This is a genomic window from Thiosulfatihalobacter marinus (assembly GCF_016019955.1).
Lineage (GTDB): Bacteria > Pseudomonadota > Alphaproteobacteria > Rhodobacterales > Rhodobacteraceae > Shimia > Shimia marinus_A.
Genome location: NZ_JAECRZ010000004.1, coordinates 35,077 through 48,665, shown reverse-complemented (window position 1 = coordinate 48,665; position 13,589 = coordinate 35,077). Strand labels below are relative to the sequence as shown.

Sequence of the window (13,589 nt, the reverse complement as noted above, 5' to 3'; positions counted from 1 at the left end):
GACTTGATTGAGGTTGCAATATTACAAAGCCACCGATATTCCATCCTCAGACCCCGCGATTCTGCGTCGCGGCAAACAGGACGTTAACAGGAGGCAAAACACATGGCTCTGGATACTGAAAGCGCCATCGCAGCGTATGAGGCACCTGAAAAGGATCTTTATGAAGTTGGGGAAATGCCCCCGCTGGGCTATGTGCCCAAGAAAATGTACGCTTGGGCGATCCGCCGGGAACGCCATGGCGAGCCCGATACCTCGTTCCAGAAGGAAGTGGTCGATACCTGGGAAATCGACAGCCACGAGGTGCTGGTGCTGGTGATGGCCGCGGGCGTGAATTACAACGGTGTCTGGGCCGGTCTGGGCCAGCCGATCTCGCCCTTCGACGTGCATGGTCAGGATTACCATATCGCCGGGTCGGACGCGTCGGGGATCGTCTGGAAAGTGGGCGACAAGGTGAAGAACTGGAAGGTGGGTGACGAGGTTGTCATTCACTGCAATCAGGATGATGGCGACGACGAGGAATGCAACGGCGGCGATCCGATGTTCTCGCCCACCCAGCGGATCTGGGGCTATGAAACGGGCGACGGTTCGTTCGCGCAGTTCACCAAGGTGCAGGCGCAGCAGCTGATGCCGCGTCCCAGGCACCTGACATGGGAAGAGAGCGCCTGTTACACGCTGACGCTGGCCACCGCCTATCGGATGCTGTTCGGCCACCACCCGCACGAGCTGCGGCCCGGTCAGAACGTGCTGGTCTGGGGCGCGTCGGGCGGTCTGGGATCCTATGCGATCCAGCTGGCCAACACTGCGGGCGCCAACGCGATCGGCGTGATCTCGGACGAGAGCAAGCGCCAGTTCGTGCTGGACCAGGGCGCCAAAGGGGTGATCAACCGCAAGGATTTCGATTGCTGGGGGCAGTTGCCCACGGTGAACAGCCCCGAATACAATGCGTGGCTGAAAGAGGCGCGCAAATTCGGCAAGGCGATCTGGGACATTACCGGCAAGGGCGTGAACGTGGACATGGTGTTCGAACACCCCGGCGAGGCGACTTTTCCGGTCTCGACGCTGGTGGTGAAGAAGGGCGGCATGGTGGTGATCTGTGCCGGGACCAGCGGGTTCAACACAACGTTTGATGTGCGGTACATGTGGATGCACCAGAAACGGCTTCAGGGATCGCATTTCGCCAACCTGAAACAGGCCGCCAGCGCCAACCGCCTGATGTGCGAGCGCCGTCTGGACCCGTGCATGTCGGAAGTGTTCGCCTGGAACGAGATCCCGGACGCGCATATGAAGATGCTGCGCAACGAGCACAAGCCCGGAAATATGGCGGTTCTGGTGCAGGCGCCCAGGACGGGCCTGCGCACCGTCGAGGATGTGCTGGAAGCCGGGAAATAGGCGCGCGCCCCGGAAGGTGCGCCACAGGATCACGAATCACCCCCGAATCGCGACGCCGGTTCGGGGGTGATTTACGTTTTGGTAAGGCGTCTTTTTGCTTTCAGAGGGTTGCCGGATCGCCCCCTCACCATTTCTGGGGAGAGAAAATCAGCGAATATCTTAACGGGAACGGCTCGTGCTATGCTTGTGTTAACGTTTCATTAACCCCTGATAACGAGAGTCAATCATGAAATACGACTGGATACTCGACGTGCTTGCGGACCTTCGGACTTTTGCGCAGGCGAATGGCCTGGATGGGCTGGCCGATCAGCTGGATGATACAAGGCTGGTGGCTGCGACGGAGATCGTGTCGTTGGCGCATAACACAGGGGCGGCGCGGCATGGGGATGACGCAACGGCGGGAAACGATACTGGAGGAGCTGACGCACGCGCAAGAGCTTGATGCGCTGCAACATGCAACCGAGGCATTGCGCGATCATTTTGGGATAGACCATATGGTCTATCACTGGGTCAATTCGGCGGGCGAACAATATGGCTGTGGCACCTATTCCGACGCCTGGCGCGACCGCTATATCGAACAGGATTACATCCGCATTGATCCGGTAATTATCGGGTGTTATCAAAGGTTTCACCCGGTTGATTGGAAGCGGCTGGACTGGTCCGGCAAGGCGGCGCGCGCCTTTCAGCGCGAGGCGATCGAATATGGGGTGGGCAATCAGGGATTCTCGATCCCGATCCGGGGGCCAAACGGGCAGTTCGCGCTGTTCACTGTCAGCCATCACTGTGACGACGATACCTGGGCGGTCTTTACCGACGCCAACCGGCGCGACCTGATCCTGATCGCGCATGAGTTCAATCAGAAGGCGCTGGATTTCGAGCCGGAGCGCGCACCGGAACAGGCCCGCGCCCTGTCGCCCCGCGAAGTGGATGCGATGACACTTTTGGCAATGGGGTACAGCCGGGCACAGGTGGCCGAAACCCTGTCAATCTCGGAGCATACGTTGCGGGTTTATATCGAAAGCGCCCGGTTCAAGCTGGGCGCGCTTAACACAACCCACGCGGTAGCTCAGGCGATGACGCGCGGGTTGATTGTTGTCTGAAAAGGTTAACGGACCGACATGCAGGTTAGGCCAGCATTAAGCATGTCCCGCTAGGGCTGTTCCCGCTCGAATTGTCGGAGGGATGCCCACATGATCCGTTATATCTACGCCAGTGACCTGCACATGTTTCCCAAGCTCAAGCGCGGCATGTTCCGCGACCGGGCCGACCAGTTTCGCACCCGGCTGAACTGGGATGTCACGGTGGATGAAAACGGCGAGGAGCGCGATGAATATGACGCGCTGAACCCGCTTTATGTGATCTGGGAGAAACCTGACGGCAGCCATGGTGGTTCGATGCGGTTGTTGCCAACAACCGGCCCATGCATGGTGAACGACCATTTTCTGCACCTGACGGACGGGGTTCGGATCCAAAGCCCGGTAATCTGGGAATGCACCCGGTTCTGTCTGGCGCGCGACGCCGAGCCGCGCACGGCGGCCGCGCTGATGCTAGGCGGGGGCGAGGTGATGACCGGTTTCGGGGTAGAGCATTACGTGGGCGTTTTCGATGCGCGCATGGTGCGGATCTATCGGCTGATCGGCTCGTCCCCCGAGGTGCTGGGCGCGCAGGGCGAGGGGCGGGAGCGGATCAGCGTGGGCCTGTGGAGCTTTACGCAAGAGGCCCGCAGCGCGGTGGCGGCGCGCGCCGGTCTGGACCCGGAGTTGTCGCGTGCCTGGTTCGATGCGGCGTTTGGCGGCGGCGCGGCGGCGCGCCTGGCGCAAAGCGCCTGAGGCGGTGTTCTGCGCTGGCACCCGCCGGGGCGCGGCTGTAGGGTCGCGCCATGGACAAGACCGCGCTGACCCTGAGCCCCGACCAGGCCGATGCCTATGACAGCCTTGCCGAGTTGCTGCGCGGCGCGGGGGTGGATATTGACGATGGCGCGCTGACCCCGCCGCGCGAGGGACAGCAGGCCGTGGCAGCGGTATTGGGCAAGGCCGGTTCGGGCAAGACGCTGTTGTTGGCCGAGATGGTCAAGGCGCTGGAGGAGGCCGGGGTCGATATCGTTTCGGGCGATTACGAGGGGCGCAGGCGCAAGGATCGCCGCACCCTGGCGATTCTTGCACCCACCAACAAGGCGGCCAGCGTGTTGCGGATGCGCGGTGTACCGGCGACGACGATTCACCGGATCATCTATACACCGGTCTATGACCCGGAATACGAAAAGATCGCCGAGTGGCTGGCGGGGACTGGCGAACGCCCGGAGATCGAGGGATTGACCGATCTGGCGCTGGACCGGGCGGCGGAGTTCTACAAGCTGCACAAGTCCATCCCCGGCGCGCTGGCGGCGGCCGGGCTGCGGGGATCGGACTTCATCACCGGCTGGAAACGGCGCGACGAGCCGCTGGATATCGGATTCGTGGACGAAGGCTCGATGCTGGATGACCGCCAGTTCGATGATCTCAAGGAGATTTTCTCGACGCTGGTTCTGTTTGGCGATCCGGCGCAGCTGGCGCCGGTGAACCAGTCCGGGGCGATGGTGTTCGACAAGTTGCCGGCAGCGGCCAGGCACGAATTGCACCGCGTTCACCGGCAGGATGCGGACAACCCGATCCTGGACCTGGCCCATGCACTGGGCGATCCGCAGCTGGAATTTCAGGATTTCGAGCGCATGGTCGAGGAAACCGCGCAAAAGGATGACCGGGTGGTCTGGGCCCAGCGGGTGGAAGTGGACCTGATGGCGCGGTCGCCGGTGCTGGTGTGGCGCAACGCGACGCGCATCCGCCTGATCCAGGCGTTTCGGCAGGTGCATGGCGCGCCCGAGGACGATCTGCTGGAAGGCGAGCCGCTGATTTGCGACGGCATCGAGCTGCCGCTGAAGCATCGCAAGAAACGGCTGGATCTGGAGGCGCGCGGGCTGATCAAGGGCGCGCAGGTGATCTATCTGGGCCGGGGCCGCAAGCCGGGGTTTTCGCGTCTGCATGTGATCGGCGCTGAAGATCCCCGCGTGTCGGCGGCCTCGATCGTGAAGATCGAAAAGCCGGATGAGGAAGAGCCGTTCATTCCCTTTGCCGCGCGAATGGGCGCGGCTTTTCTGCATGGCGCGGCGGTGACGATCCACAAGGCGCAAGGGTCTCAGTGGGAGAACGTGCAGGTGTTCGCGCCCGATCTGTTCGTGGCGGCGCGCATGGGGCGGGTCGAGGCGGGGCACCCGTTGTGGAAGCGGCTGGCCTATGTGGCGATCACGCGGGCATCCGACCGGCTTTATTGGGTGGTGCGCAATCGGCTGGCCAAGCCGACGGGGCCGCTGCGGGTGGATGATTTGCAGGTGGCGCCGGTGCCGCTGATCCTGGAGGAGGAAACACAATGAAGAGTATTCTGATCACCGGGGCGAGCCAGGGGATTGGCCGCGCCACCGCCGATTTGTTTCTGGAGGCGGGCTGGCGCGTGGGGTTGCTGGCGCGCGGGGCGCAAAAGCTGCAAGGCATCGCGGCGCGGTATGAAAACGCGGTGGCGCTGCCGGCGGACGTGACCGACGCGGCGGCGATGCAGGCGGCCTTTGATGCGTTTGTTGAACGGGCCGGTCGGCTGGACGTATTGTTCAACAATGCCGGCATGTTCGGCAAGCCCGGCGCGATCGACGCGCTGGAGGTTGAGGATTTCGACGCGGTGGTGAATGTGAACCTGCGCGGCATGTTCATAGCGGCCCGGCTGGCGTTTCAACAGATGCGGCGGCAGGATCCGGCGGGCGGGCGGATCATCAACAACGGGTCGATTTCGGCCCATGTGCCGCGCGAAGGGTCGGTCAGCTATACCACCACGAAACACGCGATCACCGGGCTGACAAAAAGCCTGTCGCTGGATGGGCGGGCGTTGGGCATTGCCTGTGGGCAGATCGATATCGGCAATGCCGAAACCGATATGGTGGCGGCGCTGAACGCGCGGCTGGCGGCAGAGGGCAAGGCGCCCAACCCGGTAATGGACGTGGGGGACGCGGCGCGGTCGGTGCTGCACATGGCAGAGCTGCCGCTGGAGGCCAATGTACAATTCATGACGGTGATGGCGACCCGGATGGCCTATATTGGGCGCGGGTAGGGCGTTTGCATTCGTCCTGGTCCCGGTCGGGCGCCGCGCCTAGCCCTGCCGAATAAGGCGGAAAGCGGCCGAGGCGCCCCAACCCGCCGCGATGGCGATGGCCAGCGACATCAGGCCGTAAAGCAGAGGTTGCTGGCGCGACATGTCGTAAAGCCAGCGTTCCAGCCCTACCTTGTTGACATCGATCACGGTTTCGAATTTCGACACCACCTTGCCGCCGCGCGTCAGGAAGATGCGCGTGGGATGCGCGCCTTCGGTCAGGTTGGCGGGCATGGTGATCGAAGTGCGGAACAGGGTTTGCTGATCCACCTGAACGCCGCCTTCGAGCAGCTGATATAGCCCCTGTTGGGTGCGGATGCGGATCACGGCCTCGGAAAAGCTCTGGGCATCGGCCACCTCCATGGGCGCCCCGACAGAGCGGATGGCGCGGGGGATCGAGACGCCGTAACGCTGATCCTCGACATTGGACAGGACCTGGTTGAAAGGCGCAGAGGTGGCGACGGCGTAGAACGCGGGTGCGGCGTCTACTTCGACCGAATCGGTATTGATCCAGATGCCGAATTTCCGTTCCTTGCGGCGCACGGTTACGGGGTTGGAGGGGCCGGACACGGTGATGACCACATGGAGTGGCGGGTCGGCGACGATGGGCGCCTCGCGCTTGACGGCCCCGAATATCAGGATCTCGGAGCCGTCGAATGTGGCGGTGATTGCAACTTTGTCCTGGCTGAGACCCAGCACCACTTCTTCGGCCCGCAGCGGCAGCGCGGTCAGCAGGAGGAGGGCAAGCAGGCGCAGCATTGCTCAGTGTCCCCCCGGGGGCCCAAGAGAGTAAAGCTCGCCTGGTTCCAGAAGCAGGTCCAGCGCCAGCTTGGCGCAGACCAGGATGACCATGAGGGCCAGCAGGATGCGCAGTTGTTCGGCCTTGAGATAGGTGCCGATCCGTGTGCCGATCTGGGCGCCGATCACGCCCCCCACCAGCAGCAGAACCGCAAGCGCGATATCCACCGTATAGTTGGTGGTGGCGTGCAAAAGCGTGGTGAACCCGGTGACAAAGATGATCTGGAACAGCGATGTGCCCACCACAACCTTGGTGGGCATCCCCAGCAGGTAGATCATGGCGGGCACCATGATAAAGCCGCCGCCAACCCCCATGATCGCTGCCAGGATGCCAACGCAGATCCCGACGATGATCGGCGGGATGACCGAGATATACAGCCCGGAGACCCGGAACCGCATCTTGAAGGGCAGGCCGTGAATCCAGTTGTGTTTCTTGCGTTTGACGGGGCCTGTATTGCGCCGCGACTTGCGGATCGCGTTCAGGCTTTCGACGAACATCAGACTGCCGATGATGCCCAGAAAGACCACGTAGGACAGGCGCACAAGCAGATCGACCTGCCCCATCGACTTGAGATAGTTGAAGACCAACACGCCCAGGGCCGCGCCGAAGAGGCCCCCGACCAGAAGCACGCAGCCCATCCTGAGATCGACGGTCCTACGCTTGAAATGTGCCAGAACGCCCGAGAAGGACGAGGCCACGATCTGGTTGGCCTCGGTCGCGACGGCGACGGCGGGGGGGATGCCGATGAAAAACAAAAGCGGCGTCATCAGGAAACCGCCGCCAACGCCGAACATGCCGGACAGAACCCCAACCATGCCGCCCAACCCGAGAAGCAGAAACGCGTTCACGGAGACTTCGGCAATGGGAAGATAAATCTGCATGTATTTTAGTACAGTTTGCGTTTGCAGAAAATCAACCTGCCAGCACTCACAAATACCGGCAGGTCTGAAATAATCTCTATTCGGGCCGTCCAGGCGTCAGCGTTCCTTGACATATGGCTCGCCGCCCGCGCGCGGCGGAATGGCGCGTCCGACAAAACCGGCCAGAATGACGACGGTCAGGATATAGGGCAGCACGTCCATGAACTGAACGGGAATCACAAAATTGCCCAGCTCGATATTCTGGTAGCGCAGCGCAATGGCTTGCAGAAAACCGAACAGCAAGGTGGACCAAAGCGCATACCACGGGCGCCATTTGGCAAAGATCAGCGCAGCCAACGCGATGAAGCCGCGCCCGGCGGTCATGTCCTTGACGAACCCGGCCTGAAGCGCTGTGGCAAGATAGGCCCCGGCGATGCCGCACAATACGCCGCAGATCATCACCGCCGCATAGCGCAGGCCGATGACGGATACGCCGGCCGTGTCAACCGCGGCCGGGTTTTCGCCCACCGCGCGCAGGCGCAGCCCGAAGCGGGTGCGATACAGCACCCACCATGTCAGCGGAACCGCAAGTACGGCGATATAGACAAGGATGGAATGCCCCGAGATCAGCTCGGAATAGATCGGGCCAAGAATGGGCACATCCGCGACCGTTTCGGACAGGGGCAGGTCGATCGGGTTGAAGCGGGCCTCGCGCGGGAGCGACGGGGTGCGCCCGCCCTGTTGGAACCAGTCCTGCGCCACGAGCACGGTGATCCCGGCAGCCAGAAAATTGATCGCCACGCCGGAAATCAGCTGATTGCCCCGGAACGTGATCGAGGCCAGCCCGTGAATGATCGACAGAACCAGCGAACTGGCGATCCCCGCCAGCAGGCCAAGCCAGACAGAACCGGTGGCATAGGCCACGGCGGCCGAGAAAAAGGCGGCGGCCAGCATCTTGCCTTCGAGACCGATATCGAAGATCCCGGCGCGTTCCGAATACAGACCGGCAAGGCACGCCAGCAAGAGCGGTGTGGCCAGGCGAACGGTGCTGTCAAGAACCTGGATAATTGTCAGGAAATCCATCACACATTCCTCCTGCGCAGAGCCAGGAACAGCTTTTCAAGCGGCATGCGCACCATGTTGTCCAGCGCCCCGGTGAACAGGATCACCAGCGCCTGGATCACCACGATCAGTTCGCGCGGGATATTCGTCCAGAGCGCCAGCTCGGCGCCGCCCTGATAGAGAAAGCCGAACAGGATGGCGGCAAGAAACACGCCAAACGGATGGGAGCGGCCCATCAGGGCCACGGCGATGCCGATGAACCCGGCACCCTCGGTCGAGTTCATCACCAGACGTTCGCTTTCGCCCATGGTGGTGTTGACGCTCATCAGCCCGGCCAGCGCGCCCGAGATCAGCATGGCGATTACCGTGATGCGCACCGGGCTGATACCGGCATATCTGGCCGCCGATTCCGAAAACCCGAAGGCGCGGATTTCATAGCCCAGCCTTGTGCGCCAGATCAGGTACCAGACCAGCACGCAGGCGGCGATGGCGAGGAAGAAGGTGACATTGGCCGGCGCGCCCCGGAACATGATGTTGTCGGCGGTCGAGAACATGTCGCGGAAGGTGGGCAGCTTGGTGGCGTCGGGGAAATTGGCGCTGGCCGGATCCATCGATCCCTTGGGGCGCAGGACATTGACCAGAACATAGTTCAGCAACCCGGCGGCGATGAAATTGAACATGATCGTTGTGATCACGATATGGCTGCCGCGTTTGGCCTGAAGCAGCGCCGGGATATAGGCCCAGGCGGCGCCGAACAACGCCGCCCCTGCAGTGGCGCCAAGGATGGCAAGCGACCAGTGCGGCCAGGGGATGTAGAGCGCGACCAGCGCGACCCCCAACCCCCCCAGCATGGCCTGGCCCTCGCCGCCGATATTGAACATGCGGGCGTGAAAGGCGACGGCCACGGCCAGGCCGGTGAACATGAAATTGGTGGCATAGTAGAGCGTATAGCCCCACCCGGCAGACCGCATCAGCGCGCCTTCGACCATCAGCTTGAACGCGGCAACCGGGTTTTCCCCGATGGCCAGGATCACCAGCGCCGACAGGACCGCCGCAAGGATCAGGGATATCAAAGGGATCAGGACGATATCGGCCCATTGCGGCATCTTATCCATTCTGCTCGCCCTCGCGCTCTTTCTGTTGGTGGTCAAATTGCTCGTCGATGGCCTGGATGATGGGCTTGTCCGGCATTTCGGTGATGCCCGCCATCAAAAGGCCCAGTTCGGTTTCATCGGTCTGGTCGGGCGCGCGTTCGCCCATGATATGGCCGTCAAACATCACCGCGACGCGATCGGCCAGCGACAGGATCTCTTCCAGTTCGACCGACACCAGAAGGATCGCCTTGCCCTGATCGCGCAGGTTCACGATCTGCTGGTGGATGAATTCGATGGCGCCGATATCCACGCCGCGCGTGGGCTGACCGACCAGCAGCAGGTCGGGGTTGCGTTCGATTTCGCGGGCCAGAACGATCTTTTGCTGGTTGCCGCCAGAGAAATTCTTGGCCGCCAGTTTCGGGTGCGGTGGGCGTACGTCGAACCGGTCCATCTTTTCCTGGGCCAGGGTCTGGATGCCGGTATTGTCCATCAACAGACCGGATTGGTATTCCGGATCAAGGTGATAGCCGAAGACGATGTTTTCCCAGGCGGTATAGTCCATGATCAGGCCTTCGCGCTGGCGGTCTTCGGGTACATGGGCGATGCCGGCATGACGGCGTGCCTGCCCGTCGGCGCCCTTGCCCGACAGCGGCAGGGCCACGCCGTTCACCCGGATCGAGCCGGTGCCCTCGGCAAAGCCGCCCAGCACTTCGAGCAGTTCGGACTGGCCATTGCCCGCAACCCCGGCGATGCCCAGGATCTCGCCGGCGCGCACGGTCAGGTCGATGCCCTTGACACGTTCGACACCCTTGTCGTCGATCACGCGCAACCCCTTGATTTCCAGAACGGTTTTGCCCGGCGTGGCGGGAACCTTGTCAACCCGCAGCAGCACCTTGCGCCCCACCATCAGTTCGGCCAGCGCCTCGGGGCTGGTTTCAGAGGTCTTGACGGTGGCCGTCATCTCGCCGCGCCGCATGACCGACACCGTATCGGTGATGTCCATGATCTCGCGCAGCTTGTGGGTGATCAGGATGATCGTCTTGCCCTCGTCGCGCAGGCGATCAAGGATGCGGAACAGCTGATCGGCCTCGGCGGGGGTCAGCACGCCGGTGGGCTCGTCGAGAATGAGGATATCGGCCCGCCGGTAGAGCGCCTTGAGGATTTCCACCCGCTGCTGGTGGCCGACCGAGAGGTTTTCGATAAGTGCGTCGGGATCGATGTTGAGTTCGTATTCCTTCGCCAGGTGGGCCAGTTCCTTGCGGGCCTTGGCCAGCGAGGGACGCAAAAGGACGCCTTCCTCGGCTCCGAGAATGATGTTTTCCAGAACCGAGAAATTCTCGACCAGCTTGAAATGCTGAAACACCATGCCGATGCCGACGGCAATCGCGGCCTGGCTGTCGGGGATCTGGGTTTTGGTGCCCTTGATGAATATCTCGCCCTTGTCGGCCTTGTAGAAACCGTAAAGGATGGACATCAGCGTGGATTTCCCGGCGCCGTTTTCGCCGATGATGCCGTGGATCGTGCCCGGCATGACGGAGATCGAAATGTCCTTGTTGGCCTGCACGGGGCCAAAGGCCTTGGAGATGCCTTTGAGTTCGATTGCGGGGGCTGTCATTCAGGCTCTCCCAGACCGGCGAAACCGGTCAGGCGCGCCAGCCGTCCGGTTTTGTCGAGTTCAATGAAATACTGACCGTGCTGGCCTGCGCCGTCGGCCATGACAAAGGTCACGGTGGCGCGATGGCTGGTCCCGGTCGTGGATAGCGCCGCCACATGCGCTGTCGCGCCGGGGCTGTGCTGGCTGTACATGCCGATATAGTGGTTCAGCGCCGCCGTGTCGGTGATCGGTTCGGGCGTGCGCGGATCGGCGTAGACAACATCCTCACCAACGCAGTCGCGCAAGGATCGGGCGCGGGTTTCCGGGTTCGGGTCGCCCCAAGCGGAAAAGAAGGCTGCGATGCTGTCTGACATTGGGTGTTTCCTGGCAGGAAGGGCCGCGCCGCGATGGTGCGGCCCTTTGCCGTTTCAACCGGTCACTGACTTAGAAGTCGTAGGCCGGGCAGCTGTCGTTGGCGTAGTAGGACACAACTTCCAGCTCGCCGCTGATGATCTTGGCGCGCGCGTCGTCCACGGCGGCCTTCATCTCGTCGGTGATGAGGGGGGCGTTGTATTCGTCATAGGCCCAACCCACACCTTCTTCGGCCAGGCCGAGCGTGGTGAACCCACCGGTTTCCAGATCGGCGCCGGCCATCATCGAGTTATAGACAGCCACGTCGACACGCTTGAGCATCGAGGTAAGAACCTTGCCCGGGTGCAGATAGTTCTGGTTGCTGTCCACGCCGATCGACAGGATATCTTCGTCGGCGGCGGTTTGCAGCACGCCCACGCCGGTGCCGCCCGCAGCGGCATAGATCACGTCAGCGCCCTGCGAGATCTGCGCCTTGGTCAGCTCAGAGCCTTTCACCGGGTCGTTCCATGCGGCGGGGGTGGTGCCGGTCATGTTGGCGACGATCTTCATGTCGGGGTTCACCGCCTTGACGCCCTGCGCGTAGCCGCAGCCGAAATGGCGGATCAGCGGAATGTCCATGCCGCCGATAAAGCCGACCGTGCCGGATTTCGAAGCCATCGCAGCCAGCATTCCGACGAGATACGAGCCCTGGTGTTCCTGAAAGCCGATCAGTTGAACGTTGGGCGGGACTTCGGGCATCCAGCCGTCGATGTTGACGAATTTGGTATCCGGGTAATCCGGGGCCACGGCCTCGACCGGGGTGGCAAAGGCAAAGCCGGTGGTGATCACCGGGTTGGCGCCTGCCTCGGCAAAGCGGCGCAGCGCCTGCTCGCGCTGGGCTTCGGACTGAAGTTCGATCTCCAGAAACTTGCCACCGGTTTCTTCGGCCCAGCGTTTCGCGCCGTTGAAGGCCGCTTCGTTGAAGGATTTGTCGAACTTGCCGCCCAGGTCAAAGATCAGCGCCGGTTCGGCCAGGGACGCGCCCGCCGACAGGGCAATCGCGGCGGCGGCCCCAAGGAATTTTTGCATCAGGGTCATGAATATCTCCCATGTGTTGAGCGGGCCGGTCGTTGGTTTGCCAGCCCTTCAGATGTGACGATCCGATTGATCATCCACAAGTTAGGCCGCAGAGCAACGGGGTGGTCAACCGGTTTTTGACCAATTGGCCGAAAATCTGTCATGGATGGAGGGTGCCGTCAGGGAAGCGGCTTTCCCATCACCACGGCCGCCACGGGGTTGGCACCGGGGCGGGTATAATAGGCGGGGCGTGTGCCGATGCGGACATAGCCGGCCGATTCGTACAAGGCCTGCGCCGGGCTGTTGTCGGCGGCGACTTCGAGAAAGACGCGCCGCGCGCCGCGCGCTTCGGCCGCTGCCTCGAAACGGGCCAGCAGGATGCGGCCCAGGCCCTGGCGGCGGGCCGTTGGCGCCACGGCGATCGTCAGCAATTCGGCCTCGTCCGCCACCGCGCGCCCGATGGCGAAACCGTCGTCGCAATCGACCAGAAAGACATGAGGCGAGGCAAGCAGGTCGGAGAATTCCTCGGTCGTCCAGCCGCGCGCGTCGGGAAAAGCGGCATCGTGCAGGGCTGCAAGAGCGGCCGGGGTCATTTCAGGATCAGCGGCGCCGGATCGCGGGGCGGCGCGGCGTCGGCGGGTTTGACATAAAGCGGCGCCGGGCGGTGGCGCGGGCCCTGGTGGCCGTCCAGGGCACACAGGGCGATGTTGTGCACCAGCCGGGGCGTGGCGGGGGGCAGGTGGCGGGGCAGGGCCGAGGGTTCGTCCGCCGGGGCCAGCCGGGGCGTGGCATCGCCGGAATCCAGCAGGTAAAGCTGATCGCGCGGCGCGGGCACGGCGGCCTGATGCGGTTCGTCATGGTCCCGGGACAGGGCCTGGAAGGTGGATACCCCGACCGCCGGGATGCCCAGCCCGAGCGCCAGGCCGCGCGCGGCGCCGACGGAGATTCGGATGCCGGTAAAGTTGCCTGGCCCGATCCCGACGCCAAGCGCGGTCAGATCCCGCCAGGTGGCATCATGGGTGGCGAGCAGGTCATGCAGCAGCGGCATCAGCGCTTCGGCCTGTCCGCGTTTCATGTCGGCCACCTGTGCGCCCAGCAGCATGTCGCCACGCAGCAGCGCCGCGGCGCAATAGGGGCCGGACGTGTCAAAGCCGAGAATCAGCGGGGCGGGATGGGCCATGCGGGTGCCGGGC

15 protein-coding genes are annotated in these 13,589 nt (G+C 62.9%); 6 read left to right on the top strand and 9 right to left on the bottom strand.

The features are described 5' to 3' along the window. Positions 1-102: 102 nt before the first annotated feature. From ccrA to I3253_RS07345, 6 genes are all read left to right on the top strand, one after another. Positions 103-1,389 carry a crotonyl-CoA carboxylase/reductase gene (gene ccrA, locus I3253_RS07370; protein WP_197917014.1) on the top strand — a complete coding sequence of 429 codons (1,287 nt, stop codon included), beginning with the start codon at positions 103-105 and terminating at the stop codon, positions 1,387-1,389. A 226-nt stretch (positions 1,390-1,615) separates the two neighbouring features. Next, positions 1,616-1,831: a hypothetical protein gene (locus I3253_RS07365; protein WP_197917013.1), complete on the top strand. Its 216-nt coding sequence runs from the start codon at positions 1,616-1,618 to the stop codon at positions 1,829-1,831. Further along, positions 1,770-2,489 carry a helix-turn-helix transcriptional regulator gene (locus I3253_RS07360; protein ID WP_408647783.1) on the top strand — a complete coding sequence of 240 codons (720 nt, stop codon included), beginning with the start codon at positions 1,770-1,772 and terminating at the stop codon, positions 2,487-2,489. The genes I3253_RS07365 and I3253_RS07360 overlap by 62 nt, the downstream gene beginning before the upstream one ends. Before the next feature lie 90 nt (positions 2,490-2,579). Next, the gene (locus I3253_RS07355; protein WP_197917012.1) at positions 2,580-3,218 is read left to right on the top strand and encodes an acyl-homoserine-lactone synthase; all 639 of its coding nucleotides are present in this window, start codon (positions 2,580-2,582) and stop codon (positions 3,216-3,218) included. A gap of 50 nt (positions 3,219-3,268) precedes the next feature. After that, the gene (locus I3253_RS07350; protein WP_197917011.1) at positions 3,269-4,795 is read left to right on the top strand and encodes an ATP-dependent DNA helicase; all 1,527 of its coding nucleotides are present in this window, start codon (positions 3,269-3,271) and stop codon (positions 4,793-4,795) included. Further along, positions 4,792-5,520 carry an SDR family oxidoreductase gene (locus I3253_RS07345; RefSeq protein WP_197917010.1) on the top strand — a complete coding sequence of 243 codons (729 nt, stop codon included), beginning with the start codon at positions 4,792-4,794 and terminating at the stop codon, positions 5,518-5,520. Before I3253_RS07350 ends, I3253_RS07345 begins: the two co-directional genes overlap by 4 nt. Before the next feature lie 39 nt (positions 5,521-5,559). Here the strand turns inward: I3253_RS07345 and I3253_RS07340 are convergent, their stop codons facing one another. The 9 genes from I3253_RS07340 to tsaB form a co-directional block, all read right to left on the bottom strand. Continuing rightward, positions 5,560-6,318, bottom strand: coding sequence for a TIGR02186 family protein (locus I3253_RS07340; RefSeq protein ID WP_197917009.1), 759 nt, complete (start codon positions 6,316-6,318; stop codon positions 5,560-5,562). Between the two features lie 3 nt (positions 6,319-6,321). Beyond that, positions 6,322-7,239 (bottom strand): sulfite exporter TauE/SafE family protein, encoded by a 918-nt coding sequence (locus I3253_RS07335; protein WP_197917008.1) that lies wholly within the window; start codon positions 7,237-7,239, stop codon positions 6,322-6,324. 96 nt (positions 7,240-7,335) lie between these two features. Further along, on the bottom strand, positions 7,336-8,301 hold the full coding sequence (locus tag I3253_RS07330) for an ABC transporter permease (protein ID WP_197917007.1): 966 nt from the start codon (positions 8,299-8,301) through the stop codon (positions 7,336-7,338). Then, on the bottom strand, positions 8,301-9,395 hold the full coding sequence (locus I3253_RS07325; RefSeq protein WP_197917006.1) for an ABC transporter permease: 1,095 nt from the start codon (positions 9,393-9,395) through the stop codon (positions 8,301-8,303). Before I3253_RS07325 ends, I3253_RS07330 begins: the two co-directional genes overlap by 1 nt. After that, positions 9,388-10,989 carry an ABC transporter ATP-binding protein gene (locus tag I3253_RS07320; protein WP_197917005.1) on the bottom strand — a complete coding sequence of 534 codons (1,602 nt, stop codon included), beginning with the start codon at positions 10,987-10,989 and terminating at the stop codon, positions 9,388-9,390. Before I3253_RS07320 ends, I3253_RS07325 begins: the two co-directional genes overlap by 8 nt. After that, a complete protein-coding gene (locus I3253_RS07315) occupies positions 10,986-11,342 on the bottom strand; it encodes a hypothetical protein (protein WP_197917004.1) in 357 nt (118 codons plus the stop codon). The genes I3253_RS07320 and I3253_RS07315 overlap by 4 nt, the downstream gene beginning before the upstream one ends. Before the next feature lie 70 nt (positions 11,343-11,412). Further along, positions 11,413-12,417, bottom strand: a complete 1,005-nt coding sequence (locus I3253_RS07310) for a BMP family lipoprotein (protein ID WP_197917003.1) — start codon at positions 12,415-12,417, stop codon at positions 11,413-11,415. 158 nt (positions 12,418-12,575) lie between these two features. Beyond that, entirely contained in the window at positions 12,576-12,989 is a 414-nt protein-coding gene (gene rimI / locus I3253_RS07305) for a ribosomal protein S18-alanine N-acetyltransferase (RefSeq protein ID WP_197917002.1), read from the bottom strand. Next, on the bottom strand, positions 12,986-13,576 hold the full coding sequence (tsaB, locus tag I3253_RS07300; protein WP_197917001.1) for a tRNA (adenosine(37)-N6)-threonylcarbamoyltransferase complex dimerization subunit type 1 TsaB: 591 nt from the start codon (positions 13,574-13,576) through the stop codon (positions 12,986-12,988). Before tsaB ends, rimI begins: the two co-directional genes overlap by 4 nt. Positions 13,577-13,589: the final 13 nt, after the last annotated feature.